At 51.5% G+C, this 26485-nt stretch carries 13 protein-coding genes and 3 pseudogenes; 1 reads left to right on the top strand and 15 read right to left on the bottom strand.

What is annotated here, in order from left to right; genetic code table 11:
* From FYJ39_RS15015 to FYJ39_RS20995, 15 genes and pseudogenes are all read right to left on the bottom strand, one after another.
* On the bottom strand, positions 1-4369 hold a 4369-nt coding region (locus FYJ39_RS15015), incomplete at its 3' end, for a SpaA isopeptide-forming pilin-related protein (RefSeq protein WP_195840454.1).
* A 130-nt stretch (positions 4370-4499) separates the two neighbouring features.
* Positions 4500-8912, bottom strand: coding sequence for a DUF1542 domain-containing protein (locus FYJ39_RS15010; protein WP_195840453.1), 4413 nt, complete (start codon positions 8910-8912; stop codon positions 4500-4502).
* A gap of 84 nt (positions 8913-8996) precedes the next feature.
* On the bottom strand, positions 8997-9410 hold the full coding sequence (locus FYJ39_RS15005; RefSeq protein WP_235919854.1) for a hypothetical protein: 414 nt from the start codon (positions 9408-9410) through the stop codon (positions 8997-8999).
* 177 nt (positions 9411-9587) lie between these two features.
* Complete coding sequence (locus FYJ39_RS15000) at positions 9588-10424, bottom strand: tyrosine-type recombinase/integrase (protein ID WP_154473265.1); 837 nt, start codon at positions 10422-10424, stop codon at positions 9588-9590.
* 371 nt (positions 10425-10795) lie between these two features.
* The gene (locus FYJ39_RS14995; protein ID WP_154473264.1) at positions 10796-12211 is read right to left on the bottom strand and encodes a relaxase/mobilization nuclease domain-containing protein; all 1416 of its coding nucleotides are present in this window, start codon (positions 12209-12211) and stop codon (positions 10796-10798) included.
* A gap of 76 nt (positions 12212-12287) precedes the next feature.
* Positions 12288-12695, bottom strand: coding sequence for a hypothetical protein (locus FYJ39_RS14990; RefSeq protein WP_154473263.1), 408 nt, complete (start codon positions 12693-12695; stop codon positions 12288-12290).
* A complete protein-coding gene (locus FYJ39_RS14985; protein WP_154473262.1) occupies positions 12688-13728 on the bottom strand; it encodes a PDDEXK nuclease domain-containing protein in 1041 nt (346 codons plus the stop codon). Before FYJ39_RS14985 ends, FYJ39_RS14990 begins: the two co-directional genes overlap by 8 nt.
* A gap of 105 nt (positions 13729-13833) precedes the next feature.
* Entirely contained in the window at positions 13834-14145 is a 312-nt protein-coding gene (locus FYJ39_RS14980) for a CD1845 family protein (protein ID WP_154473261.1), read from the bottom strand.
* Between the two features lie 147 nt (positions 14146-14292).
* Positions 14293-14637 carry a plasmid mobilization protein gene (locus FYJ39_RS14975; protein WP_154473260.1) on the bottom strand — a complete coding sequence of 115 codons (345 nt, stop codon included), beginning with the start codon at positions 14635-14637 and terminating at the stop codon, positions 14293-14295.
* Positions 14634-15452, bottom strand: coding sequence for a DUF3849 domain-containing protein (locus FYJ39_RS14970; protein ID WP_154473259.1), 819 nt, complete (start codon positions 15450-15452; stop codon positions 14634-14636). The genes FYJ39_RS14975 and FYJ39_RS14970 overlap by 4 nt, the downstream gene beginning before the upstream one ends.
* Before the next feature lies 1 nt (position 15453).
* A pseudogene (locus tag FYJ39_RS14965) lies at positions 15454-16335 on the bottom strand (SNF2-related protein); the annotation flags it as partial.
* Positions 16336-16430: 95 nt separating this feature from the next.
* On the bottom strand, positions 16431-18104 hold the full coding sequence (ltrA, locus tag FYJ39_RS14960; protein ID WP_154473258.1) for a group II intron reverse transcriptase/maturase: 1674 nt from the start codon (positions 18102-18104) through the stop codon (positions 16431-16433).
* 608 nt (positions 18105-18712) lie between these two features.
* A pseudogene (locus FYJ39_RS14955) lies at positions 18713-24262 on the bottom strand (SNF2-related protein); the annotation flags it as partial.
* 174 nt (positions 24263-24436) lie between these two features.
* A pseudogene (locus tag FYJ39_RS21705) lies at positions 24437-24685 on the bottom strand (MutS N-terminal domain-containing protein); the annotation flags it as partial.
* Between the two features lie 1103 nt (positions 24686-25788).
* Positions 25789-26145 carry a TnpV protein gene (locus FYJ39_RS20995; protein ID WP_235919853.1) on the bottom strand — a complete coding sequence of 119 codons (357 nt, stop codon included), beginning with the start codon at positions 26143-26145 and terminating at the stop codon, positions 25789-25791.
* Here FYJ39_RS20995 and FYJ39_RS20990 point away from each other — a divergent pair.
* Entirely contained in the window at positions 26132-26416 is a 285-nt protein-coding gene (locus FYJ39_RS20990; RefSeq protein WP_235919852.1) for a hypothetical protein, read from the top strand. The two genes, FYJ39_RS20995 and FYJ39_RS20990, sit on opposite strands and share 14 nt — an antisense overlap.
* Positions 26417-26485 lie beyond the last annotated feature (69 nt).

Raw genomic sequence — 26485 nt, 5'->3', positions numbered from 1 at the left:
TGACTGCTACGAATCCTTCCGGTGCGTATACTTCGTGGAAGCGATAAGTGCCTGCCTCCAGATTGATGACTGTGCTTGTTTCTAAGCTATTCCACTGCTCGATTTTCGTATCGCCCTTGTAGATTTCGATGCGTGCGCCCGGCAGCTCCTCGCCACCAAGCTTCACCTTGCTGAATTCCACTTCATGCTTTTTCGCGTTGTCTGTTACGGTGATCTTGCCGTTTTCAGCTACAACAGTTTCTCCCTGGGCAATCGTGCCGAGGGTAACGCTGCCGTCTGCCTTTACGGTGAACTCAAAGTCCGTCACCGCGACAAATCCTTCCGGTGCGGCTTCTTCGTGGAAGCGGTAGGTGCCTGCTTCCAGGCTCAGCGTGTGGCTGTCGGTGGTGCTTTCCCAGCCGTCCACCTTGTCGGTGCCTTTGTAAATCTCAATCTTAGCACCTGGCAGTTCTTCGCCGCCCAGTTTCACCTTACTGAATTCTACTTCCACCTTTTCATCATCCGGAGTGGGCGGAGTAGTTTTCGCATTATCCGTTACGGTGATCTTGCCGTTTTCGGCTACAACAGTTTCTCCCTGGGCGATCGTGCCGAGAGTGACGCTGCCGTCTGCCTTTACGGTGAACTCAAAGTCCGTCACCGCGACGAATCCTTCCGGTGCGGCTTCTTCGTGGAAGCGGTAGGTGCCTGCTTCCAGGCTCAGCGTGTGGCTGTCGGTGGTGCTTTCCCAGCCGTCCACCTTGTCGGTGCCTTTGTAAATCTCAATCTTAGCACCTGGCAGTTCTTCGCCGCCAAGCTTCACCTTACTGAATTCTACTTCCACCTTTTCATCATCCGGAGTGGGCGGAGTCGTTTTCGCATTATCCGTTACGGTGATCTTGCCGTTTTCAGCTACAACAGTTTCTCCCTGGGCAATCGTGCCGAGGGTAACGCTGCCGTCTGCCTTTACGGTGAACTCAAAGTCTGTCACCGCGACGAATCCTTCCGGCGCGGCTTCTTCGTGGAAGCGGTAGGTGCCTGCTTCCAGGCTCAGCGTGTGGCTGTCAGTGGTGCTTTCCCAGCCGTCCACCTTGTCCGTGCCTTTGTAAATCTCAATCTTAGCGCCTGGCAGTTCCTCGCCGCCAAGCTTCACCTTGCTGAATTCTACTTCGTGCTTTTTCGCGTTGTCCGTTACGGTAATCTTGCCGTTTTCGGCTACGACGGTTTCTCCCTGGGCAATTGTGCCGAGGGTAATGCTGCCGTCTGCCTTTACGGTGAACTCAAAGTCCGTCACCGCGACGAATCCTTCCGGGGCGTATACTTCGTGGAAGCGATACGTGCCTGCCTCCAGATTGATGACTGTGCTTGTTTCTAAGCTATTCCACTGCTCGATTTTCGTATCGCCCTTGTAGATTTCAATACGTGCGCCCGGCAGCTCCTCGCCGCCCAGCTTCACCTTGCTGAATTCTACTTGATGCTTTTTCACATTGTCTGTTACGGTAATCTTGCCGTTTTCAGCTACGACGGTTTCTCCCTGGGCAATTGTGCCGAGGGTAACGCTGCCGTCTGCCTTTACGGTGAACTCAAAGTCCGTCACCGCGACGAATCCTTCCGGGGCGTATACTTCGTGGAAGCGATACGTGCCTGCCTCCAGATTGATGACTGTGCTTGTTTCTAAGCTATTCCACTGCTCGATTTTCGTATCGCCCTTGTAGATTTCGATGCGTGCGCCCGGCAGCTCCTCGCCACCAAGCTTCACCTTGCTGAATTCTACTTGATGCTTTTTCACGTTGTCTGTTACGGTGATCTTGCCGTTTTCAGCTACGACGGTTTCTCCCTGGGCAATCGTGCCGAGGGTAACGCTGCCGTCTGCCTCTACGGTGAACTCAAAGTCGGTGACTGCTACGAATCCTTCCGGTGCGTATACTTCATGGAAGCGATAAGTGCCTGCCTCCAGATTGATGACTGTGCTTGTTTCTAAGCTATTCCACTGCTCGATTTTCGTATCGCCCTTGTAGATTTCAATACGTGCGCCCGGCAGCTCCTCACCGCCCAGCTTCACCTTGCTGAATTCTACTTGATGCTTTTTCGCGTTGTCCGTTACGGTGATCTTGCCGTTTTCGGCTACAACAGTTTCTCCCTGGGCAATCGTGCCGAGGGTGACGCTGCCGTCTGCCTCTACGGTGAACTCAAAGTCCGTCACCGCGACGAATCCTTCCGGTGCGGCTTCTTCGTGGAAGCGGTAGGTGCCTGCTTCCAGGCTCAGCGTGTGGCTGTCGGTGGTGCTTTCCCAGCCGTCCACCTTGTCCGTGCCTTTGTAAATCTCAATCTTAGCGCCTGGCAGTTCCTCACCGCCAAGCTTCACTTTGCTGAACTCTACGCCGAATTCTTCTTCGTGGGGTTCTGCTTTGTCCGTTATGGTGATTTTTCTTCCTTCTAATTTAACCACATCTCCAGGAGCAATATCACCAAGCAAGATAACGCCGTCTGCTCCTAAAGTGAAGTTAAAGTCTTTCACTTTAATGTAACCACCCGGTGCATTCGTTTCAGAAACTACATAGAGTCCAGGTTTAAGAGTGAGAGTATGTACTTCAGCATTCGTATTCCATGTATATGTCTGAGCTGTGAGCTGATTCTTCACAGTCAGCGTCGCATGGGACAGAGGATTTCCACCTTCATCAACTTTCAGAAAACTTATTTCGTACTCAGAAAATTCCTGTGGCTTACTTTTGTCTGTTACGGTGATCTTGCCGCCTTCGGATTTCACAATATCTCCGTTCTTGATCTCGCCCAGTTCCACCTTGCCGTCGGCATCAACGGTGAAAGTAAAGTTGGTGACAGCGAGATAACCATCGGGAGCTGCTTCCTCATGGAAGGTATAGGTACCGGCTTCCAGCTGTAACTTGTGGGAGGTGTTGCCGCTTTCCCATTCCTTTACCATGGTGCCGGTTGTGTCGCTGCCCTTGAAAATCTGAATGGTTGCGCCGGGAAGTTCTATACCGCCGATCGTGGTTTTGCTGAAATCAATGGTATGGGTCTCTGTTTTATCGGTGATGGTGATTTCTCTTTCTTCTAATTGCACCTTATCTTCTGGAGAAATATAGCCTAAAGAGACAATGCCTTCTGCACTGAGTGTGAAAAGAAAGTCAGTCACTTTATCGTAACCATCCGGCGCTTTCGTTTCAGAAACCACATATAATCCTGGCGTAAGCGATAAAGTTTCTGCTTCCGTATCCGTATCCCACTCATACATCTCAGCTGTTAACTGGTTCTTCACAATAAGTGTCGCGTCAGACAACGGGTTTCCGGAGCCGTCAACTTTCCGGAAACGAATCTCGTATTCAGGATTATCTTCTTCCTCATCGACAGGATCCAACCACATCACTCGCTGTGTGAAAGTGCCGTCAGTAGAGGGTTTCCCAAGAAAGATATTAGCCCTAAGCAGGCCAAGAGCTTCTTCACCTGAGGCAGGGTCTTGATCAATCAGTTCGAAGAAGGCTTTATTAAGATTTTGATTCCACGGGACAGGGCCGGCATGGGTCTGATAAATCTCGTCAGTCCAAAAGTGGATGGCCATCTGCGTAGCAGCATACAATTCCCAATCGGAAAGATTATATTTGTCTTTCAAACCTAGCGTGTCGTGCGGGAAACCACGGTATAAGGCCTGAAACACCCCTTGCGCTGCGGAGAACCCGTTCTCACCTGTGTGAGGAGCTTGAAAATAATTATTTTGAATCCAAGCGCCGTCGTTTGCATCAAATAGATACACATCATAGGGATTGTCAGTACCATTTGGACCGTTATCAGGAGCTTTCTTTTTCGCATTGATGCAGTAAACCCAAGGACTGTCATAACCGGGGTCTTTATAACGAATCTTCAACGGATCAACATCGTTAAACTGTGCTTCTTGAAAAGTCAAGGCATAGTAAGGATACCAGGATGCTTGGTCGCCAATAAGGGAGCCAGCCGCTCCATTACGATCACGGTACTCTGTTAAAAGAGGTGCCGCCCGGAACATAAGTTCCGAAGGGGTAGCCACCGGCATTCCATTCTCTGGGACTTCTGTCTCTGACAGCTCCGGTTCTTCCGGTGCTGCTTCTTCCGGTGTTTCTTCCTTTTTTTCTGCCGTTTCGACCGCTTCTTCCGGTTGTTCCTCCGTTTCTGCCGTTTCGACAACTTCTTCCGGCTGTTCCTCTGTTTCTTCCGGCTCCTCACTTGGCTCCGCCTCACTTGGCGTAGCCAGGAGCGCTTCGTCCTCGGCCATTTCATTGGTCGTTTCTTCTGCCGATATGGCCGGGCCATCGGCGGTCTGCGCATAAACAGATGGCCCATTGCCAAGCAATGTCACCGCCATCAGCAGCGCAAGAAGAAACGATGTAACTCGTTTTTTCATTTTCATAGGATTCCTTATTCCATTCTGTAAATTTTTCTTAACTGATATATGCGTCCCAAATCGGCAGGTGCCCCAGTCTTTGCTAAAACACCTGCCGAAATAGGGGGAACGCAGGCTTCTGATTCGATGCTTACTTTAAATGCTCGCTGTGATAGCGCTCTTTCCGGCGCTTCCCGCTCATCATCAGCCCCCCAAGAGACAAAGCGGAGCATACAGCAAGAAGCACCCAAAGCCCCAGATTGCTGGCATCCTCTGTTTTGGGGACGTTATCCAGCGGACGGAGCGGCGCAGCCGGGGCCGGGGCCGTACCATTGACAGGCGACGGGGCATGGTCGCTTCCGCTGCTGTTTCCGCCACCGTTGTTTCCGCCACTGCTGCTTCCACCGCTGCTGCTTCCGCCGCTGCTGCTTCCGCCGCTGCTGCTTCCGCCGCTGCTGCTTCCGCCACTGCTGCTTCCGCCACTGCTGCTTCCGCCACTGCTGCTTCCGCCACTGCTGCTTCCACCGCTGCTGCTTCCGCCGCTGCTGCTTCCTCCACTGCTGCTTCCGCCGCTGCTGCTTCCACCGCTGCTGCTTCCACCGCTGCTGCTTCCACCGCTGCTGCTTCCACCGCTGCTACTTCCGCCGCTTCCAGAACCGCCCGTGTGGTTTTCAAGAGACTCTTTTGCTGCTTTCAGCTTGCTCAATGCTTCATCAATTTCCGCCTGTGTCGCATCCGCTTTTGCCAGCACGGCTTTTGCTTCTGTGATGGCATCATCATAAGCTTTCTGCTTATCGGCATCCGCTTTCGTGTAGGCGTCATCCTGCTTTACAAGGGACTCTTTATCCGCCTCCGCTTTCAGCTTTGACTTATCAGCTTCGATGGCCGCGATTCCTGCTTCTTTTGCAGTTTCTACCGTTTCTGGTGTCACTGCGTTTGTTACAGCTTCTAATGCCTTTTCCTTATCTGCTTCGATTTCTGCTTGGGCGTTCGCTTTTTCTGCCCCGGACAGTGTCGTATCTGCTTCCACTTTTTGAAGCTCTGCTTTTGCCGCCGCTTCGATAGCTGCTTCTGCTTGTTCTTTTATGTCCGGATTACCATCTTTATCTGTATCTCTTAGTACAATGACTTTTACAGTATCTTCAATCGTATCCGTATCTTTAATCAAGGCTTGCCCAGTAACTTTAAGTACTAATTCTCTTGATGTTTCACCATCTTTCCAATCGGTGATTGGATCGACATAGAGTTTTACTGCATCTTGATAGCCAGCTTGTGTTTTCAAGGTTAGACCATTATCATAAGCTGTAACTTTGAAATCTTTATTGCCATATACGATGATAAAGTTATTTTTAGCTCCATCGACAAATGCGCTTCCAGCTTCCGGATATTCATTTAGGGATGAATCATATTTTGTAAATTCTAACTCATCATAAACTTTCGGATTCTTATCTGCTTTATCCGGAGTTGTATATCCTGGATCTAAGATTCCATCATTGTCACCATCAGGATCTGATGAATCCGGGTCTCCGTCCTTATCTGTATCGATAAAGAATGCATCTTTTGCTTCTTGTAGTTTCAAAAGAGCACTATCAATTGCTTTTTGGTCGGCTTTGTCATCAGCTAACAAGGCTTTTGCTTCTGCTAAGACGGTATCATAGGCTTTCTTGTTAGTCTCGTCTGCATTTGTATAGTCGATTGAGCCTGTCACAGTTTTTTCTTTATCGACTTCTGCTTGAAGTAAGCTCTTATCAACTTCGATGGCTGCCAGTCCTGCATTCTTTGCGGTCTCTACACCCGCAGCATTGTCTGCCTGAGCAATGGCTTCCTTTGCCGCGGCTGCGTCGCTGTCCACTTCCGCCTTGGCCGCGTCCTTTTCAGCGTCGGTCATATCGCTGTTGTCGATTGCTTCTTTCTTTGCCTGAGCCGCATCGTCAATGGCTTTTTTCGCCTTCGCTTTGCTATCATCTACAAAATCACGAATAGGAAGGGTATCACTAGTTCCATCCTCATAAGTTATAGTCACATTTGAAGCATCTGCTGTAATGGTTGCAGAATTATACCATGGAGCATTTTCGTTTGCTTTCTTGACGGCTTCCTCAACAGCTTTGATATTCTCACTTGTTAAAGAAGCCGCATCGTTTACTACAACTTTAGTCGGTAAGCTTGGGGTATATGCCCCTGCTTGTGTTTTGACTACAAGGGTAAGCATAGATGGCTGTCCATCAGAACCGGTGGCATTTAAAATCTTTCCTGTTTTTCCTTCACCGTCATAGAGAGCAAGATATTTTGTCCATTTTCCCCCTTCTTCAGGAGTTACCTTGTCAGGGAAGTTACCATCAGCAAAATCTTTCGGAAGCTTAAATTTAACTTCTACATATTTGCCATTCGCGTCTTTACCCAATGTAATTTCTGTATTAGGGTTAAATGCATTATCCGGTTGATTCCCTCCGCCAACAAAGCCTGCGGATTTAACATGATTATTTCCATCTGTATAATAGAATTTTACGGTTTTTTCTACACCACGAACCAATTCTATATTTTCTGAGGTTGGCTGTATTTCGATACCGCCGTTCAATGCAGCTTTTGCTTCTTCCAAGTTATCAAGGGCTTTGTCGATGGCCTCTTGATTTGCTTGTGCATTAGCCAATACAGCTTCCGCTTCTGTTAAGGCTTGGTTGTAAGCTGTTTGCTTTTCCGTATCTGCCTCTGTATAGCCGTCGCCTGTCTGTACCTCATCTTTTTTGGCATACTCTGTCTCCAGCTTTGACTTATCCGCTTGGATAGACGCCAAACCCGCATTCTTTGCAGTCTCTACACCCGCTGCATTGTTTGCCTGAGCAATGGCTTCCTTGGCTGCGGCTGTGTCGCTGTCCACTTCCGCCTTGGCCGCGTTTTTTTCAGCGTCTGTCATATCGCTGTTGTCGATCGCTTCTTTCTTTGCCTTGGCAGCCTGGTCGATGGCTTCCGCTGCATTCTGTTGTGTTGTTTCTAACTTTTGAGGCTTAACCTTAACTGTAAACGCAACGTCTTTCGTCTGGCCCCAATCACTTGTTACTGTTACGGTAACTGTGTAGTCGGTATCGTTCGATAAATCTCTTTCCAGATTGTAAGTTTCACCCGTTAGTGGAACATTACTGTTGTCTCCGTCTTTTACAACAGATTTTATCTCTTTCTGTATTGTTCCTTCATAAGCTTTCTCAGTGTAATTATAGAATGATAAATTGACATTATCGAGGAGTTCTGTCTTTGTAACAGACGGATCATCATTTTCCTCTTTGGTGATTGTGGACTCTGCCGCGGACGGATTGTATACAACGATTCGATAGGTTTTTGAGTCCGCTGTATTATTATTAAAATCCGTAGCGATTAACGAGCGTCTGAGCAGGTTATTTTTACTCCAATCAACCTCTCCAGGATCAAGTTGCTGCGCAATACCATACCAGGCATAGGCGGTTTTAGAGTCGTTGCCATCAACTTCAAACCGAACCGTGGTGCCTTTGAAGTCTTGTATATTTGGCTTGTAACCAGAGTCATCCGGGAGGCGTTCATGCCCTAATCCGATAAGTTTAATTCCCGCATTGTCTGTAACCTTTATCTTGGCGCTTTCCTGCACCAAATCATCAACGACCGGTTGGCCTTCCATCAGAAAGATGGGCCCGTCATCGTTTGTAAAGACCGGCTTTTCCGAATCCGCTAAGTATCTAACTTTTACATAGACATCTTCAGATACTCCGCCGGGCAAGGTTACCTTTACAGTAGCATACCCATCGCCCGCTTGTGATGGATCGATAGAATTGATATACTCGTACTCAATCTCATCTTTAATGCTATCCGGCAAAGAATTCCCTGTGTCCACCAGTTTTTTCGCTTCTTCTACCAAAACATTTTCTGATACCGGAACCCCGACTATACTTTCTGTATAGTCAGTATCCTCATTCACAAATATGACCCACAGGGAGAACTGCTCAGAATATACATCCTCTTGATCCTTAGATACATGTATTCTGCGTGTATATCTGTCTGTTATCTTCTTCGGAAGATCAGGCACATTTCCGCTTAATAAAATCGTTCCGTCTTGAATAGATAAGTTTAATCCATCAACATTGTCACTGTAAGGATTATGACCGTGCCAAAATTCTATGTTGGCTCCGTCCCCATTTTCTACTGTTCCTATTTCCACATTATTGACTGTCTTTCCGGCGAAGCCTGCCACAATGTCAGTACCAAGATCCAGAGCTAAGCCTCCGGCATTCCTGGACATAGGTGCAATTTCCGACGGGGTAGACACGGGTATCCCATCCTCTGGCGCTTCTGTCTCTGGCAGCTCCGGTGCTTCCGCCGTTTCGGCAGGTTCTTCCGGCTGTTCCTCTGTTTCTTCCGGTTCCGCACTTGGCTCCGCCTCACTTGGCGTAGCCGGGAGTGCTTCGTCCTCGGCCTTTTCATTGGTCGTTTCTTCTGCCGGTATGGCCGAGCCATCGGCAGCGGCATAAACAGACGGCCCATTGCCAAGCAATGTCACTGCCATCAACAACGCAAGAAGAAACGATGTGATTCGTTTTTTCATAGTCATCCTCCTACTTGTATAAAATTGATTTATATCAACAGCATCTATGCGGCATTCAGAACTTACCCCTTGATGCTGGTGTTATCACAGAACATAACGCCGTTCGGACAGGGATTGAATCAACGCTTCCCGTGCATCCGACGCGCAAGGCTCCGGTGGCAGGCTGGTTAAATAATCCAGCGCATCATTCCATATTGACAGCGAAAAGGCTGCCGCTGGAATACGGGCGATCTCCCGAGAAAGGCGGAATTGCTCCCATTGGCTGAGATACCGCAAATCAGATAGATAAGTGCATCCGCTTTTCTGTGCCAAATATTCCAACAACCCGATTGTCCATTGCTCCATCACTTGCTCCACTTCCTCCCGCATTTTAATGAAAAGCCCCTGCCGTTTGTCAGAGCTTGGAATCACCGCAGAATAATGATTCTGTGGTATGCGTAGAAGGGTTTCTTTTATTTTGGCGTTGCTCAGGAACAGGAGCGGACGTTTTATAGACACAAAAAGTAGACCTGCGGCACAGATCACTGCGCAGGTCTGTTTGCGGTACTCTTTTGACTGCTGTTATGTAAGAAATAATTGATTTTCTGACCATTCAGCATTATAATAAATGCAAAGAAAGCTGGCCTTTTAACTGGAGCGGAAAACATAGCACCACAGAATCATTATTCTGCGGTTTTATGAGATCAGACGCATTCTCTGTAAGGTGCGCTCATGCTCTCGCGTGCCCATGGCAACATAGATCCGTGTGGTATCTACGGAGGCGTGCCCTAAGATATCCGCCAGATACGCCAGGTTCTTTTTGACCGCGTAGTAGCATTTTGCAAACAAGTGGCGCAAATTGTGGGGAAAGACCTTTCCAGAGGTCACACGCGCCGCCCGGCACAGCTTTTTCATATCATGACAAATATTGCTTCGGTCTAAGGGTTTTCCGGTGCGGGTACAGAACAGATACCCCGTTCGGATGCCTTTTTCTTTTGCATAGGCATTTAATTTCCGGCACAGCTCCTTTGTCAAGAGAATGGTGCGGGTTTTACCTTTCATGCGGATTTCTGCTTTCCCTTTTTGCAACGCTTCTACGGTCAGAAATGAAAGCTCACTGACACGGATTCCCGTTCCGCAGATGGCAAGCATCACATGATACAGGCGGCTGTCCTTTTTCCTCTTGGCAGCTTCTAACAGGCGGTGGTATTCCGCTTCGGTCAAATCCCTGCTGTCATCCATAAATACCGTGCGTTGGATTTTTAAAAACCGCACCTTGCAGGCTGCCAGCCCCAGGTAGTCCAGATACGAATGAATGGCGGACAGCTTGACGTTGACGGTACGGGCCTGGTGTTTTTCTTGCAGCCGTTCCCGGTATTCCAGCACCTTTGCTTTGGTCACTTCCTCTCCCTCTAAAAATTGAAGAAACCAAACCGTCTCACGGACATACTTCTGTATAGTTGCGTGAGATTTTTCATGTTCGGCCAAATATATGCGGTAGTCCCGCAGGATTTCATTGTAATCGTAGTTCATTGTGCTTCACCTCTGCTAACTTGATAATATAAAAGTAGTATGACAGAATCTTTTATACCGTATTCCCTGCAATGGTAAAACATAAAGAACAGGTGTATTTGAGGATGCAGACTACCAAGTGACCGTATCGGATTGTATGGCATCGGTTTAGCGTTTGTTGTATGGAGGCCAAGGGCCTCTTATTTTTTTGCTTTTAGAGATAAGACTGGCAAGCAATGCCGGTGTTAATACACCCGGCCCGCAGAGGGAAAAATCCTGCCGTGATTTTCCCCTCCGCTTTGCTTGTTGAGGGCAGCGCCCCCAAACCCCTTTGAACACAGAATTTCATTCTGTGGCTGCGCGTTCTGCGAACGCTTGGGACCATGACCGGCTCACCGCTGGCCGTGGTCTTTTTCCTGTTCTTTTTTCTGTTCCTCGTCCATTTTCAGAAGCCGATCCACATTGGCTTTGGCAGTCAAAAGCTCCCGCATTTTTTCACGGGAGCGACGGTACTCAGCGTAGGTTTTTTTCTTTTCCTCCAGCAGTTTGGCATACTCGGCTTGCAGGTCTTTGACCTTGGGCAGTTTCTTTACTCCCATCTCGTCAAAGGCGTTTTTCGCCGCCTGATGGAGCAGGATTTCCTGCTCATGTTCCTCCCGGAACTTTCGAGAATAACCGGCCTTGCGGTAGGCTACATAGGTCTCACGGGTCTTGGCATAGTTGACGATATGGGTACGCAGGACGGCGATTTCCGCCATGCGTTTCTCCGCCGCCTTGATCTGCGCCGACAGCTCGTTGTGGTGGGCGGTGGCTGCCGCCGCTTTTTCTGCCAGCTCCCCGTAGTCCAGCAGCTGATGTTCGGTGAGAAAATTTACAGTCTGCGCCATCTGCTTCAGGTTAAAAACCTTGGCCCAGCGCGCATACCCAGCGCCTTTCCCGGCCTGTAATTTTGCCTGAATGTCCACTAGCAGATTGACCTTGGGCGGCTCCGGCTGCACGGTGGATTTTTTACGGGGCGTGTGCTGTTTTTCTCCGGCCAGCACCGCACGGATTTCCGCTTCACTGTACCCGGCTCCCAGCTTATCATCCATGCGGGCTACATTCTTCCAGCCGGGTGCTCTGAGCCGGATTACTTTCCCGCGCCGGGATACCTCGCAGCCCATTTCCGAGAGCAGCTTCAGTAGCGCGTCAAAGTCTGCGGGTTTTTGCTCCAGCGCCCGGTCAATCATCATCCGCAGCTGCTCCCGATGGGAGGGCTTGGCCTGATCGCCCAGCCACTTGTTATAGCTTTTTCCATGGGGCTTGGGGTTCTCCACAATGGACAGTCCATTCTCGATACAAATGGTGTCGCTTAAACGCCGGACAGCTCTGGTGCTGCCCCAGAAGTTACGGAACTTCTGGTCACACTCTGTATTGACCGCCGACCAGATAATGTGATTATGAATGTGCGATTTGTCTATGTGAGTGCAGACCACAAAGGCATGATTGCCTTTGGTAAACCGCCTGGCAAATTCCACGCCCAGCCGGTTGGCTTCCTCCGGTGTGATCTCTCCAGGCCTGAATGACTGGCGCACATGGTAAGCGATCACATCGTCCGCACCGCGCACCCGCCCGGTGGCGGCGATGTACTGCCGCTTTGCTAACAGAAACTCCGCATCGGCGGTCCGGCTGTCACAGCCATAGCCGGCAATCAATTTTCCGTTGTTGGTCTTTTGCGGATTTGCCACATAATCAATAATGTCGCTGATTGCCTGACTCTCGGTGCGACCCTTGCCGATATGCAGGGGCATGATGCGTGTAGTTGCCATAGAGGGGACCTCCTTTCCAAAAAAGAAAAGGACAGCTGTGTGAGCTGTCCTTTGGTTAATCTGAATTTTCAACAGGCTACTGTGCTTTTAAAGCTGCAATCCGTTTGGTGTCCACAAAATGAGTTGCATACCATTTCTCAATTTCCGGGTTCCCGCTTTTGCTGAACCGCAGCGGAATCACCGGCTTGTGTCCCTGCCCATTTTTCTTTTTTACACCCCACTGCTTGTAGTAGCAGAAGGAGGGTTTTAAGCCAGTTTTCTGTGCGTACACCCGCATCTGGTGCATGATGAATGAGAGTTTGCGCAGATTGACGGTGCATACTCGTTCCATATAATCCACTCGCCCAAACCGCCAGTCCTCATATTTCTGTTTTGGCAGGACACCGACCTCCATCAGCACATCCACCGGAGCCGCATAACCACGGCGCTGGCATTGATGATAGACCGCTGAATGTACTTTTCCAATCAGTTCTTTTTCATTCATGACGGTTGTCCTTATTTTCGTGCCAGTTTTTCAAGACGGCCTCCACCTGAGCAATCAGCTGTTCCTTATCCGGCATATAGAGAACATACCGGGATGCGAAGATATTGTTGGACAGACCACCCAGGGCATATTCCGCCGCGATGCTGTCTTTTTCGGTACAGAGGATAATACCGATAGGCGGGTTGTCGTCCGGGTCGTTGACTTCCGCCGCATAGTAGTTTAAGTACATATTGAGCTGACCGGCAGCCTCTGGTGTCAGTTTTTTCGTTTTCAGTTCAATCAGCACATAAGCACGGAGAATTTTGTTGTAAAACACCATGTCCACATAGTAGTGGGTATTGTTCAGGGTCACGCGCTGCTGGGTTCCGACAAACATGAAGCCTCGCCCAAGTTCCAAAAGAAACTTTTCAATCTGTGCGACAAGAGCCTTTTCCAAATCGCTTTCCAACATGGGCTTGTTCTCCGGCACACCCAAAAACTCAAACACATAGGGATCACGGATGATGTCAGCTGGCTGGCTGATCTCAATCCCTTGCTGAGCCAGAGAAAGAACCTTTTCTTTATTCGCATCTCCGCTGGAAAGTAGCAGCCGTTCATACAGCGAGCTGTCAATCTGCCGTTTCAACTCCCGAACTGACCAGCCCGAATTGATAGACTCCTTCTCATAAAAGCTACGCTTGTTCTCATCGGTAATACTTAAAAGCTCGCAGTAATGGGACCAAGACAATTTGCCAGACACTGTCTGGCATTTTTCATAGGCAAGATAAAATGCCCGCATATTTTGTAGATTAGAACGAGAAAAACCTTTGCCGAATTCCCGTGTCAGTTCTTTGGAAAGTTCCCTTAAGGTTTGTTTTCCATAGTCTGCGCGAATCTGATTTTGCTGTTCATACTCCACGATAATCCGCCCAATGTTCCAGTAGGTTGTCAGTAGCTGGGAGTTGACCTGTTGTGCAACATTTTTTCTAGCGTTTTCCAGCAGTTCTCGGATTTCCAGAATCATGGAGCTGCCTGGCGTTAATTGATTTTCCATACACGCCCTCCTATCTAAAAACTATCCGCACTCAGCGGCAGAGTATTATTCCTATATAGTATATCCTATTTTTTGAGGAAAGTAAAATAGCACCAGCAGCGTATTTTATCCATAAATCAAATCCTGAATGGCAAATTTCAGGTCCTGTAACTTGCCCAGCAGCCAGATGGCGGCCAGCGGCAGACCATAGGGGGAGAGCAGGAACGCCAGAATCAGGACGATCACCCCGTTATGCCTGGGACCGACAATGAGCTGGAATACGCCCCAAAGGGCGCAGAGTGTACTGATAAGCCCCAACACCAGACCGGAGATATAGACGATTCCCACACAAATCCAGACGAACAGGGTCAGCGCCAGAATCACCGGAGCCATTAAAATCTTCAACAGCAGTTTCAACAAAAATGCCAATGCCCTCATTGTTATGCCTCCTCAAAATCACAATTCCTGATTCCATTATCCCTGTCTCACAGCCAAAAGGCAAGGATATGGCAAAAAGAAAAAGCGGAGGAAGGCGCGGCGAAAAGAACGCCGTTCCTCCCTCCGCAGATGGGGTAACTGTTCCTGTTACGAAAGTTTAGAGAGCCGTGTCAGTATCTCCTTAATGCCATCCCATAGCTGTTCCTGCCGCTGGGATATATCCTCCAGATCGACATCGTAAATCCGCCCGGTTTCATGCACCTTGCGGGTCAGCTGGTTTAAGTTGTTGCTGCTCCGGCGCAGCAGGGATACCAGTTCCTTCAGCTCCGGCAGGTCCAGCTGCACCACATAGCCGTCCACAGCCATTTTCCGCAGATAGGCGCTCAGGTTTTTTGTCCCAAACTGCGCCATTTTCTGCTGAATCAACTCCATTTCATCAGTGGATACCCAAAACAGGACCGGCACATCCCGCTTTCGTTTGGGGATGCTCATCGCTCCGGCTCCCGTTTCTTCGGGGCGGCAGGCTTGTGAACGAGTGGCTCCTGTTTGAGCTTTTCCCGCACCGAAGTCCGGGATGGCTGCGCCTTTTCGTGCTGTGTGTGGCTGCGCTGCTGTTCCTCACGAACCAAATCAATAAAGCCATTTAAGACAGCTGGGTGACTGTTTACGGCATAGCCGCACCGGACGGTATTGGAGTTGTAGTCAGGAATCGTCTTGGCCCATTCCTTGTTACGGGGAGAGTAGCGTCCATCCCAATCGTGGAGCTGGACGGTGTTGGCCAGAACCAGCGCAACACGGTCTATACCATAGGTCTCGATCACATCCCTGGCAGCATCGTGGCTGAGGTACATCCCATCGAAGTGTTCCCGTATCGCTGCTTCAATGGCCTCCTTGCATTGGAGATTGGCGTTGTTGGAGGCTCGGTACTGGTCCAGTTCGCCATGCTCTTTCGCATAGACAGCGGAATGAGGGTAGATGGCGGCTTTCCGCATCTCCGTCTGGACTTTGCAGGCATCATCCGCCAGGTTCTCAATGCTGTCCCGGATTACATCCATATAGCCGGTCTCCAGCTTTTCAAAGTAGCGGTACACATCGGCCAGCGGCGTGGGAGAATCCAAAAGTGCCTGAGCCTGTGCGTCGGTCAGCTCCAGCTGCTCCATCGCCATCACGATGTCCTCCCGGATAGTGTACTCATAGGCGTGGTTCAGGACAAATACCGGTGGCTGGCTTTTCAGCCAGTCCCGGTATTTGTCCTGTTCAGCGGCCATCTTCTCATAGAGGGCCATATTCAGATCGTTGGCATTCATATTATCGCACCTCCTCATGTTGTTTCGGTTTCTTTTCAGGGTTGCGGGGCGGCACCGGTCGCTTCAAGCTGTCCAGCACCGAAGGCCGCGCGCTTTTGGCAACCACAGTTTCCGGCTGAGCGTGGCCCTTGCCGTCAATGTTCAGCAGCGTGTCCAGTTCCACCAGACGGGAGGACTTGACTCGCAGATCATCCTCAAAGGGAAACGGCTTTCCGATTTCCTCTTTGGCTGCTGCCTGCTGCTGGTAAAGGTTGTCCAGCTGATTTTTGACGGCTTCCAAACGCTGAGGCATCTGAGCCAGTGCATTGTCGATACGGGTGAGGTTTCCGCGTGGGTCTGTGCCGAGGCTAGCCCGGTGGGTCATCTGGCCTTTCAACAGGAGCGTATATTCCTGTTTCCACGCTTCAAATTCCACCGACATAGTGAATCCCCGGTAACTTCCAATCTGCACCGGATCGGAGATTTTGACCTCCTTACAGGCATCCAGCAGGGCTGCACCGGCATTTTCTTTGTCGGTCAGCACATCGCCCCGGATTTCCATACCGGCAAAACTATCTTCCGGGTGAGGGTGGGCAGCCAGTGTTTCCAAATCGGCTTCAAAGCCCTGGATATACCCCTTGTTGGTTTCGATTTCCTGCGGGAAGTATTTGAGCAGCTGGTCCTCCAGACGGTACTGCTTACTCTGATGGTCGGCTTTCATCAGCTTTAGCTTGACAACCTCCACATCCAGGTCCATGCGCTCCTTGATACGGGGGTCTCCGGCGCACAGGGCCTTGATTTCGGCAAAACTGAGCGCCGTTTCGTCCACATCGTCGCAGGAGCGTACCGGGCTTTTGCTGGTCATAATCTGGCTGATGAATTTCTGCTTGTTTTCCACCGTCTGGTCGGGTAAGAGATGGACATTGCTGCCCATCCCTCCCCTAAGAACCGTACGTGAGAGTTTCCCCTCATACGGCTCAAGCCTTTCAAAAGGCCCCCTTATCGGGAACCCGGCTCAAAAGTAGTAATCAGGCTGTGGATTTCTTCATGACATTCCTTGTGTACCATGATTTTCTGGCTATTCTTGCCGACTGGGGTATGCACCTTGAAGCCGGTTTCTGATGTGATAAGCTCTCCGCAAACCGGGCAGCGGCGGTGTTGCCGTCTCCAGATTGTCAGCAATTTTTCTCGTCCCTTGGTGCTGTTGAGCAGCTTTTCGCCCTCTCGTTCCTCAAAATAGTCCGTCCAATATTCATCGAACGGATTTGCTTCCGCTACAATTTTCTTAAATCGAATGATTTTTGTATCGGTGGCATATTCGAGTTTACAGTAGAGCGGCTCACCCTCGGTACTCTGGTTCTCATAAGGAACAGAGAATGTCCACTGACGGGAGCCAATATGGTGCCAGTATTTCTGGGCAATCCATTTTCGGCCCTTTTTCTTGTGTCTGCGCTTCGCCCATTGCCACAGGCATTTGTATATCTCGTAGTCAACCCTACTGAACACCTTGGAGGACACAACATATTGCTGATTATTCATCCAGCCCCGGATAACGGGATTGAGCTTGCGTATCAGCGTTTCCTGTTTGGTGGATTTATTGCCCTTTATGATGCTCCGCACCTTTTCCAAGAACGACTTGACCGAAGTTTTGGACGGCTTGATGAGTAGTTTGCCGTTATATTTTCGGATGTTTTTGCCCAGGAAGTCAAAACCATCTTCAATATGAGTGATGACCGTCTTTTCTTCCGAGAGCTGCAACCCGCGTTCGGTCAGAAATTCTTTGACGACAGGCAACACCTTATCCCGCAGAAATTCCGGCGATTCTCCGGTGATAATAAAATCATCCGCATAACGCACGAAATTCAGCTTGTTAAAGTGTGTTCGTCCATTTACCTTCTGCCGGGTGGGAAGCCGTTCTTGAAGCAGCCGTTCCAGACCGTCCAGCGTCATGTTCATGAGTGTAGGGGAGATTGTGCCGCCCTGCGGCGCACCCTCGTCCGTTGGGAACAATTTGCGCGTTTCCACATATCCGCATTTCAGCCACTTTTCGAGTACTTGCGTGTCCATTGAAATATTTTCCAACAGCCATTCGTGGCTGATATGGTCGAAGCAGCCCTTGATGTCGCCCTCCAGTATCCATTCCGGGGATTTTCCTTTGTTCAGGTCGGTGAAGCACTGCTCGATTGCATCATGGGTGCTTCTACCGATTCTGAACCCGTAGGAATTAGGGTCGGCATAGGTTTCTGCTATCGGCTCCAGCGAAAATTTATAGAGTGTCTGCATGGCTCGGTCGGTCATAGTCGGGATGCCCAGCGGACGCATTTTCCCGTTTTTCTTAGGGATATAGTGCCGTCTGAGCGGTTGCGGGCGATAACCCCGCCGGTTGAGTTTTGAGATTGCGCTCCATTTTGCCTGCGGTGTCAGCCATAATTCATGGTCTACGCCGGATGTTCTTTTGCCTTGATTACTTGTCACTCGCTTCACTGCCAAGGCTTTGGCATAGAACGAATGTGTCAGCAGCCATTGCAGCGATTTTACCTTGCTGTAATGGCCTTCTTTTTGAGCCTTTACGATACGCACTTGCAGCTTTTTGACATACGCAAGTGCTTTCTGCCAGTCTATGGCTTCCCAGCACGTTGCAATGCCGGGGGATGCACACGGTTTCCCGTTCATTTGCAATTTCCTCCTTCAAAAGTTCTGTAAATTCTCTCGTAAAGAAAGACCGGATGGAAGTCTGCCCGCTTTCGCGTGAGATAATGTTGCAATCTCTATCCGTCCCCATTACAGGGGCGGCATTCGCTTTTTCCATCACTCCTTACCCGCATTTCCCATGGGCTTCCCTTACGGTCTGCTTTCCGGCTATGCCGGAGAAAATACGGGCTTACCACGTTTCACATAATGAACAGTGTGGGTTAGGTTCCGCCTCTCCGCCGACAGTCATAATGTCCATGTGCCCCCACTATGGAAGGGGACAACCGACTGCAACACCTTTTGGTTCAGGCTTATCAGCAACTTTAGCCTGTTCTGCTTTAACGACGTTTATTGGCGGTTTACATTACATTAACCATACCACACAGCCAAGCTCCCCAGCCGCATTGTTGCTTGCAGCTTGTCGCGTCCGCCTCGCGGCTTCCGCTTGACCCCTTTGGGGGAGGGCTACTCTTTCACATCAGGCTTCCTCACAGTCGTTGCCAACTGCTTTGGTGATGTTAGGCTACTGCCAATGGAATGGCAGGTTCGGTCATTGCCGAACAATTCAATTATGCGACTTCGTGTCGCACCCAGAGGTACGAATCAAATGTTCCTTCTGTAACATAACGGTACACATGGACAAGAGGGTTCTGGTTGCCCTGGCGCTCAATACGGCCCTTTCGCTGGGCAAGGTCTCCCGGCCGCCAGGGGCAATCCAAATCATGCAGTGCCACAAGGCGGTCCTGCACATTGGTGCCAGCGCCCATCTTGGCAGTGCTGCCTAAGAGGACGCGCACCTGCCCGGTGCGAACCTTGGAGAACAGCTCCTTTTTCCGCACTTCCGTGTTGGCTTCGTGGATAAAGGCGATCTGGTCGGCGGGTATCCCCTGGGCGATGAGCTTCTGGCGGATGTCCTCATAGATGGTAAAGGCAGGCTCCGGCGCATTCAGTGGAACTGCTTCCTCTAATGCGTGAAGCAGCGGATTGTCCAGCTGCTTGGCGGCTTTTCTGGCAGGTGTTGCCTGGGGCGTGGAAATATCGCAGAATACCAGCTGGGTCAGCTTATCCGCGTCCCCGTCCCGCCAGATCTGCATGATGTTGCCCACACACTGATTGACCTTGGTGCCGGGTTCATCCGGCAGCAGCTGGTTAATGATGCGCTGATCCAGTCCCAGCTTTCGGCCATCCGAAGTGATTTTGAGCATATTGTCCACCGATGGGTCAACCGTGCCGCTGTGTACTTTGGAGGCGCGCTCGGAGAGAGCCTGCACCATTTCTTTCTGCTGCTCGGTAGGCTGGGCCACAATGTTGTGGTACTCCACCTCCGGGGTGGGCAGGTTCAGCTGGTCGGCAGTCCTGATGTCCGCCACTTCTTTGAACAGGTTCATCAACTCCGGCAGGTTAAAGAACTTGGAAAACCGTGTTCTTGCCCGGTAGCCGGTTCCCTCTGGAGCCAATTCCAAAGCGGTCACTGTCTCACCGAAGCGGCTGGCCCAGCAGTCGAAGTGGGTCATGTTCAGTTCTTGCAGGCGGTCATACTGGAGATACCGCTGCATGGTGTAAAGTTCGGTCATGGAGTTGCTGACCGGGGTGCCTGTTGCAAAGATAACGCCACGCCCGCCGGTCAGTTCATCCATATAGCGACACTTGGCAAACATATCGCTGGACTTTTGGGCATCGCTGGTGGAGAGACCCGCCACATTCCGCATTTTGGTGTATAAAAACAGGTTCTTGTAGTTGTGTGCCTCGTCCACAAACAGCCGGTCCACACCCAGCTGCTCGAACGTCACCACATCGTCCTTACGGCTTTCCGCCTGCAACTTCTCCAGTCTGGCTTCCAGCGATTTTCGGGTGCGTTCCAACTGCTTGACCGTGAAACGCTCGCCGCCGCTGGCCTGTACCTCGGCAATGCCCTCGGTAATTTCGTCAATCTGCTCATTCAGAAGCCGTTCCTGACGCTCCCGGCTGATGGGGATTTTCTCAAACTGCGAATGTCCCATGATGATAGCATCATAGTCGCCGGTGGCAATCCGGGCACAGAACTTCTTGCGGTTGTGGGTTTCAAAGTCCTTTTTGGTGGTGACAAGGATGTTGGCGGAAGGATAGAGCCGCAGAAACTCCGAAGCCCATTGCTCAGTCAGGTGGTTCGGCACAACAAAAAGGGATTTCTGGCACAAGCCCAGGCGCTTACTCTCCATGGCGGCGGCCACCATTTCAAAGGTCTTGCCCGCGCCTACTTCGTGCGCCAGCAGCGTATTGCCGCCGTACATCACATGGGCGATGGCGTTCAGCTGATGCTCCCGCAGGGTAATGGACGGGTTCATGCCGCCAAAAACAATATGGCTGCCGTCATACTCGCGGGGGCGGGTGGAGTTCATTTCCTCGTTGTACTGGCGAACCAGAGCTTGACGGCGCTCTGGGTCTTTCCAAATCCAATCTTTGAAAGCATCCCGGATAGCCTGCTGCTTTTGTGCTGCCAGGGTGGTTTCCTTGGCGTTCAGCACACGGCGCTCCCTGCCGTCCGCATCCTCCACGGTGTCGTAGATACGGACATCCCGCAGGTTTAAGGAATCCTCCAAAATCTTGTAGGCATTGGCGCGGCTGGTTCCGTAGGTGGTATAAGCCGCCACATTGTTCTGGCTTACGGAGCTTTTGCCGGTGATCTGCCATTCCGCTGTAAACGGGGTGTAGTTGACCTCGATATTCCGCTGCATATAAAACGGGGTATCAAAGGTTTCGTACATAAACTGCTGGATGTACTCTTTGTCAATCCAGGTTGCACCCAGGCGTACCTCAATTTCCGAAGCGTCCAGGTCTTTGGGCTGGGCGGCGGTAAGGGCTTCCACATTGGCAGCAAAGGATGGGTCCTGCTGTGCTGCCCGCTGTGCCTGACGCAGCTTGCGGCGCACATTGCCGGACAGATATTCATCGGCGGTCACATAATGGGGAGTGCCGTCTTTTTCCACCTGTCCAGGTACACGGAAAATCACGCCTTGCAGTTCGGCAGCCAGTTCGTCCCCGGTTTTTCCGGTCAGCTCCGACATATACGCCATATCCACACAGGCTCTCTCTGCGATGGAGACGGCAAGGGCTTCACTGGCGGTATCCACAGTGTCCACCGCCTTGTGGGGCTTGATGGTACGCTTGGTGAACATATCTGCCTTGCGCTCCAACTTGCCATCCTCGTCAATGACTTCCAGCGCACAGAGCAGATAGTAGCTGGAATCATCGGCAAAAGCCAGCCGGTTCGCCCGGTCATTGATCAGGCCATATTTTGCAGAGAAACTGTCATGGAGCCGGTTCAGTTCGGCCTGTTTGTCCTGGATGGCGCTGTCCGGTGTGGCAGCGTCCATTTGCAAGTCAATGAGCTGCTGGACACATTCACGCAGGCCCACCAACCCTTTCACGCGGGCCTCAGCGGTGGCGTTCAGGTCAGGCCGCACCATACGGCTGTTTTCACGGTAATACACATCACCGTCCACAACGGTGTAGGAGTAGTTTTTTACGCTTGGGTCAGCAGGGATGGAGGTGTCGATGGCTTCGCCTTCGCCCAGCTCCGGCAGCTCGGCTTCCTGATAAGTGCCGCGAATGTACTTCACCGCATCGTGCAGCTGGTCAGAAAGCTCCAGCCCCTCGATGGGGTTCACAGTGTAGTCCATGCCATGGGCGGTGCTTTCCGGCTCCTGTCGGCCCAACACCATTTCTGGGTGGTCGATAAAATAACGATTGATGGCGAATCCATCCTCGGTCTGTCCGGTCTGCGTCCACTCAGGTACGATGTCCAGCGGACGATCCCGCTTTTGCAGGAAAATGATGTCTGAAACGACCTCGGTACCGGCGTTCTTTTTGAAAGCGTCATTGGGCAGACGGATGGCTCCCAGCAGCTCGGCGCGCTGGGCAAGATACCGGCGCACGGTGGAATCCTTGGCATCCATCGTGTAGCGGCTGGTGACAAAGGCCACCACGCCACCGGGCCGCACCTGGTCGAGTGCTTTGGCAAAAAAGTAGTTGTGGATGCTGAAATTCAGCTTGTCATAGGCTTTGTCCCGAACCTGATACTGGCCGAAAGGTACATTACCGATGGCGAGGTCATAGAAATCCCGCCTGTCGGTAGTTTCAAACCCATCCACGGTGATGTCGGCCTTGGGATAGAGCTGTTTTGCAATCCGCCCGCTGATGGAATCCAGCTCCACGCCGTACAGACGGCTGTTTTGCATTTCCTCCGGCAGCATACCAAAGAAATTTCCCACACCGCAGGACGGTTCCAGAATGTTTCCGGTCTCAAACCCCATGCGGCCCACAGCTTCATAAATTGCCTTGATGACCGTAGGGCTGGTGTAGTGGGCGTTTAAGGTGGAACCTCTGGCGGCGGCGTATTCCTCCGGGGTCAACAGTTCTTTCAGCTGGGTATATTCCGCAGCCCATGCGGACTTCTCCGGGTCAAAGGCATCGGCAAGACCGCCCCAGCCCACATACCGGGATAGGATTTCCTGCTGCTCCGGCGTTGCCTGTTCGGTGGTTTCCTCCAGATATTTCAGCAGCTTGATTGCCGCGATATTGTCCTGGAACTTGGCTTTCGGGCCGCCTTCGCCCAGGTGATCGTCGGTGATACGGAAATTCTCAGCGTTGCGGCGCAGATTGGCCTTGTATTCCTCATAAGAGGTTTCTTCGGCAGCTTTGACATTGGGGAAGGTCTTCCACTCGCCGTTTACCTGAATGGAAACAGGGTGTTCGTCCAGCACTTCATCCAAAGTCTTTTCCGGCTCGGCGGCAGGTGCAGGCGGCTCCGGCTCATTGGTTCGCAGGGTTTGGATAACCACATCATAGGGCAGATTATTCTTGTCACCCGGATAAACCGCCACCGGCTCAGTGGTAAATCTGGGCTGTGCAGGTTCCGGTTTCTGCTCCAAATGCTGACGAATTACCGAAATTGGCTCCACCCGGAAGATGGGGAATCCCACCGCATTTGCAAAGGTCACATCTTGCAGTTCCACCCGGCCAACATCCGGCTCCAGCTTGCTGACCCGGAAAGTGCGCCCATCCAACGCAAAGGTGGTCTCGCCGGGAATGAGGTTCTGACGAGCATACTCGGCATCGGACAGCGGCAACTGCGGCACAGTATGGGTAAAGCCATCCTGCTCCAGTGAATGCAGAGTACGCAGTACGGCAGCGGCTTCTTCCCAGCTCATTCCCAAACTTGTCTGAAACCTGTCATGGATATTGATTTCCAACCCACCGGCAGAACCGAAATAGTCCACTGTATCTCCTGTCTGAAGTTCCATACTTTCCGCTGTTCCGGTAAATGTCTCAGCCAGATAGCTGGCAATTTGGGCGTTGTCCTCACCGTCCCGGAAGCGCTGGGAGATAGCTGCTTTTTCCATATCGTCCAGCAGTCCGCCGTTGCCGGTCAGCACCTCGCGCAAATCTGCATGGATATGTTCAGATGGAGTGGCTTCAAATCGTTTTGCTTCGGTTTCCGCAGCGGCAATCTGCTCCACATCCGCCATAACACGCTGGATGAATGGGTCATTGTCCAGCTTTTCCTCGTCCACCAGCTCGCCATTCACAATGCCGCGCTCGGCCAGAGTCTCCCGGATGGCGATGGGGTCGATGTTGTCGAATCGGTCCTGTTCCGTTTCGGTGTGGAACCGATCCTCCTTGATAAGCTGGGCAATCCGGCGCTGTACCTTGGGCCAGGGTAGTTCAATCCCTTCGGGACTTCCGGCCCGGATGACAAACAGGCTCTTGCTGTCGCTGCCGCTGTACTCATGGGCCAGCCATGCGGCAGTATCTTTTTCCCGTCCATGCTTTTCCATGTAGCGGACAACGGCGTGTTTGCTCTGAATATCACCGTTCCATGCACGGATGGCATCATCAATGTCATCCTGTGAGAGAGGACGCAGCAGTTCGTGGAGCTTGGGATAGGTTTCGTCTGCTACTTCCCGGTTCAGCCGCTGACGAAACTCCGGCACATCAGAAAACAGGCGGATCAGCTCTATATCATGGGAATCGAGAATGGCGCGGCGCACAGCAGCATTACACTCGATCATAGCGTTTTCATAATCACTATGGCCGCAGGCATTGCGGTATCTGGTGTCCTGAGTAACAGCTTCCATCACGATAGGCTTGTATTGTTCATACTGTTCCCGAACCGTTGGGGCTGCGGCTTGGGTATCCCGGAACACTCTGGTTCCATCTGCACCGAACTCCGCTTCCTGAGAATTGATGTGCTGTTCCGCTTCATGGTCGATGGAGGGCATGGAATACTCCTGACGTTCCCTGCCGCCCTCCGAGACAGCGGAAATGGTCACATCATGCTGATCCCGCAGCTGTTCCACAACCTGCTCCAGCCGGTTTGCCGGAAAGCCGCACATTTCCACACGGCCACCACTGGGAATGGCGCGGGTTGTGAGGTTGAAGCCCAGCTCCGCAGCGGCAGTTTTGGCATCCTCGCCGTACAGCTCAAAGAAATCGCCCACCTGATACAGAACCAGGTCATCCGGGTGACGCTCCTTGACCCCGTTGTATTCCCACACAGCCGGGTCCGGTTGCTGAGCCTGCATGGCATCTTCTTCGGCCAGTGCTTTTTCCGCCTGGATTTTGTCATACTGCGCCTGTTCCTGTTCGGTGAGATAGCGTCCCTTCTGGATTAGGTCGGTAATCCGTTTGGCGACTTTCTCCCAGGTGAAATGCACATCCGGGCAACTGGCTTTTTTGTAACGCAGACCTTTTCCGTCGTGATCTTCCCAGCTTCCCCTGGCATTGGATAAAGCGTCAGAATGCCCTCCAAATCCATACTCGGATTTCAGAAAATCCACCTTTTCCTTATCCGTATGGGGATTCTGGAAAAAGGTGAAAATCCGGCCCTTACCACCCTCAAATCCGCTGCCTCTGGTCATGGCGGCATCAATCTCATCCTCAGAGATAAACTGCTTGACCGCAGGTACTTCCGTCAGCTGAGAGGTAAAGGTGGTGCGGGGCAGGGACAGGTCTTGCAGGCTTTCCCAAAGTTCTCTGGGCTTGTGGTAGTGGAACCGCAGCAAATCCCGATCCTGTTGGTGTGCCGTCCAGAACGCGGCGTATTCTTCCGCAAGGGTCTGACGGAACGCCGGGCGATTCAACTGCTCGGCAAGCCATGCGGTTTCTTCCGGGAACCCATTTCTCCGAATACTGGACAGGCAGGCAAGATACCCGGAATCTCTGGCTTCCTCGCTGAAATCGTGGTACAGATGCCAAAGTTTTTCAGCAAGGAGGGAGCGTTCATAGCCCGCCGCTTCCGCCAACTCCACGTTAGTTGCAAACTGACCGTCCTGCAAAAGCTGACCAATACGCTCGGCGGCATTCTCCCAGGAAATGATCTGGGCGGATGCGTCGTAACGGGCAGACGTTCCATGGGAAAGATGGATACCGTCCTCGGCATACCATGCGGTAACGCTACCGATCCCGTTGCCACCGTGATATAGCGTTTTCAGTATCTCGGCAATCTCAGCGGTGGTTTTCTGCTTTTCAAAGGCTGCAACCACACGCTCCCTCTGGCGGTCTGTATTGCCGCCCAGCCGCAGTACATGGTCGATGTCAGCCTGGGCAAAAGAAAAAGCAGAGGATGTTTTCACATTCTCTGCTTCATCTATAATTCGGATTTGTTCGTTTTCGGAGAGGAAGAAACTCAGCTGTGAATAAGCTCCGCCATCAGAATCTCCTCGGCCTGCGCTTTGCAGGTGTTCATCAGGCCCACCCAGCGCATCGGGTCGCTGGCTTTCAGCTGCTCCGTTGCGCCCGCGTCTTTCGCCAGTTGGGGCATCATCTGCTCCAGACGGCGCTGCGCCGTCTCGTCGATCTCCAGCAGGTGCGGGTACAGCTTCTCGCTCATCAGCAGCTGGTTGTAGAGGATGGGACGGTGTTCCTTGAGGTATGCTTTCCGCATTCTGCCGTACTTGCCCAGGGGTTTCGTCGGCTGCTCGCTCAGCTTCAGGTCGGGAATCAGATAATCGCCGTTCTGGATGTAGTTCATGGGATTTTTCATGTTGGGGTCTCCTTTCTTTGATGGCCTCGCGCTCGGCATTTCGGATGGTGACACCAATCTGCCGCAGCACCTGTTGATTGATCTGGCTGACCGCCGTTCCCAGCGCGCCGATGGTGGCCGGGGTGTTGAAGTCGAAAATCGCCATAAAGTCCTCATGGGTAAAATAGCGTTCCGGCTCCAATCCGCAACGGGACATCAGGGCGTAGGAAATGCTGACAGTGGCGGCTGCCTTAAACTGTACTTCGATGTTAAACTCATTATATTCCTCTAAAAAGGAATCGTCAACGATGTAAAGAAAGTCCTGACGATGCTCGTTCCAGTATTCGCCCGCCAGCTTTCC

It is taken from the genome of Clostridium porci (genome assembly GCF_009696375.1).
Classification (GTDB): Bacteria; Bacillota; Clostridia; order Lachnospirales; family Lachnospiraceae; genus Enterocloster; species Enterocloster porci.
This window is presented reverse-complemented; position numbering and strand designations above follow the sequence as displayed.

Coding starts and splice junctions, on each gene's coding strand:
- FYJ39_RS15010 (WP_195840453.1), bottom strand. CDS start 8,912: ATGAAAAAACGAATCACATCGTTTCTTCTTGCGTTGTTGATGGCAGTG.
- FYJ39_RS15000 (WP_154473265.1), bottom strand. CDS start 10,424: ATGAACTACGATTACAATGAAATCCTGCGGGACTACCGCATATATTTG.
- FYJ39_RS14995 (WP_154473264.1), bottom strand. CDS start 12,211: ATGGCAACTACACGCATCATGCCCCTGCATATCGGCAAGGGTCGCACC.
- FYJ39_RS14990 (WP_154473263.1), bottom strand. CDS start 12,695: ATGAATGAAAAAGAACTGATTGGAAAAGTACATTCAGCGGTCTATCAT.
- FYJ39_RS14985 (WP_154473262.1), bottom strand. CDS start 13,728: ATGGAAAATCAATTAACGCCAGGCAGCTCCATGATTCTGGAAATCCGA.
- FYJ39_RS14980 (WP_154473261.1), bottom strand. CDS start 14,145: ATGAGGGCATTGGCATTTTTGTTGAAACTGCTGTTGAAGATTTTAATG.
- FYJ39_RS14975 (WP_154473260.1), bottom strand. CDS start 14,637: ATGAGCATCCCCAAACGAAAGCGGGATGTGCCGGTCCTGTTTTGGGTA.
- FYJ39_RS14970 (WP_154473259.1), bottom strand. CDS start 15,452: ATGAATGCCAACGATCTGAATATGGCCCTCTATGAGAAGATGGCCGCT.
- ltrA (WP_154473258.1), bottom strand. CDS start 18,104: ATGAACGGGAAACCGTGTGCATCCCCCGGCATTGCAACGTGCTGGGAA.
- FYJ39_RS20990 (WP_235919852.1), top strand. CDS start 26,132: ATGGGATTTTTCATGTTGGGGTCTCCTTTCTTTGATGGCCTCGCGCTC.
- FYJ39_RS20995 (WP_235919853.1), bottom strand. CDS start 26,145: ATGAAAAATCCCATGAACTACATCCAGAACGGCGATTATCTGATTCCC.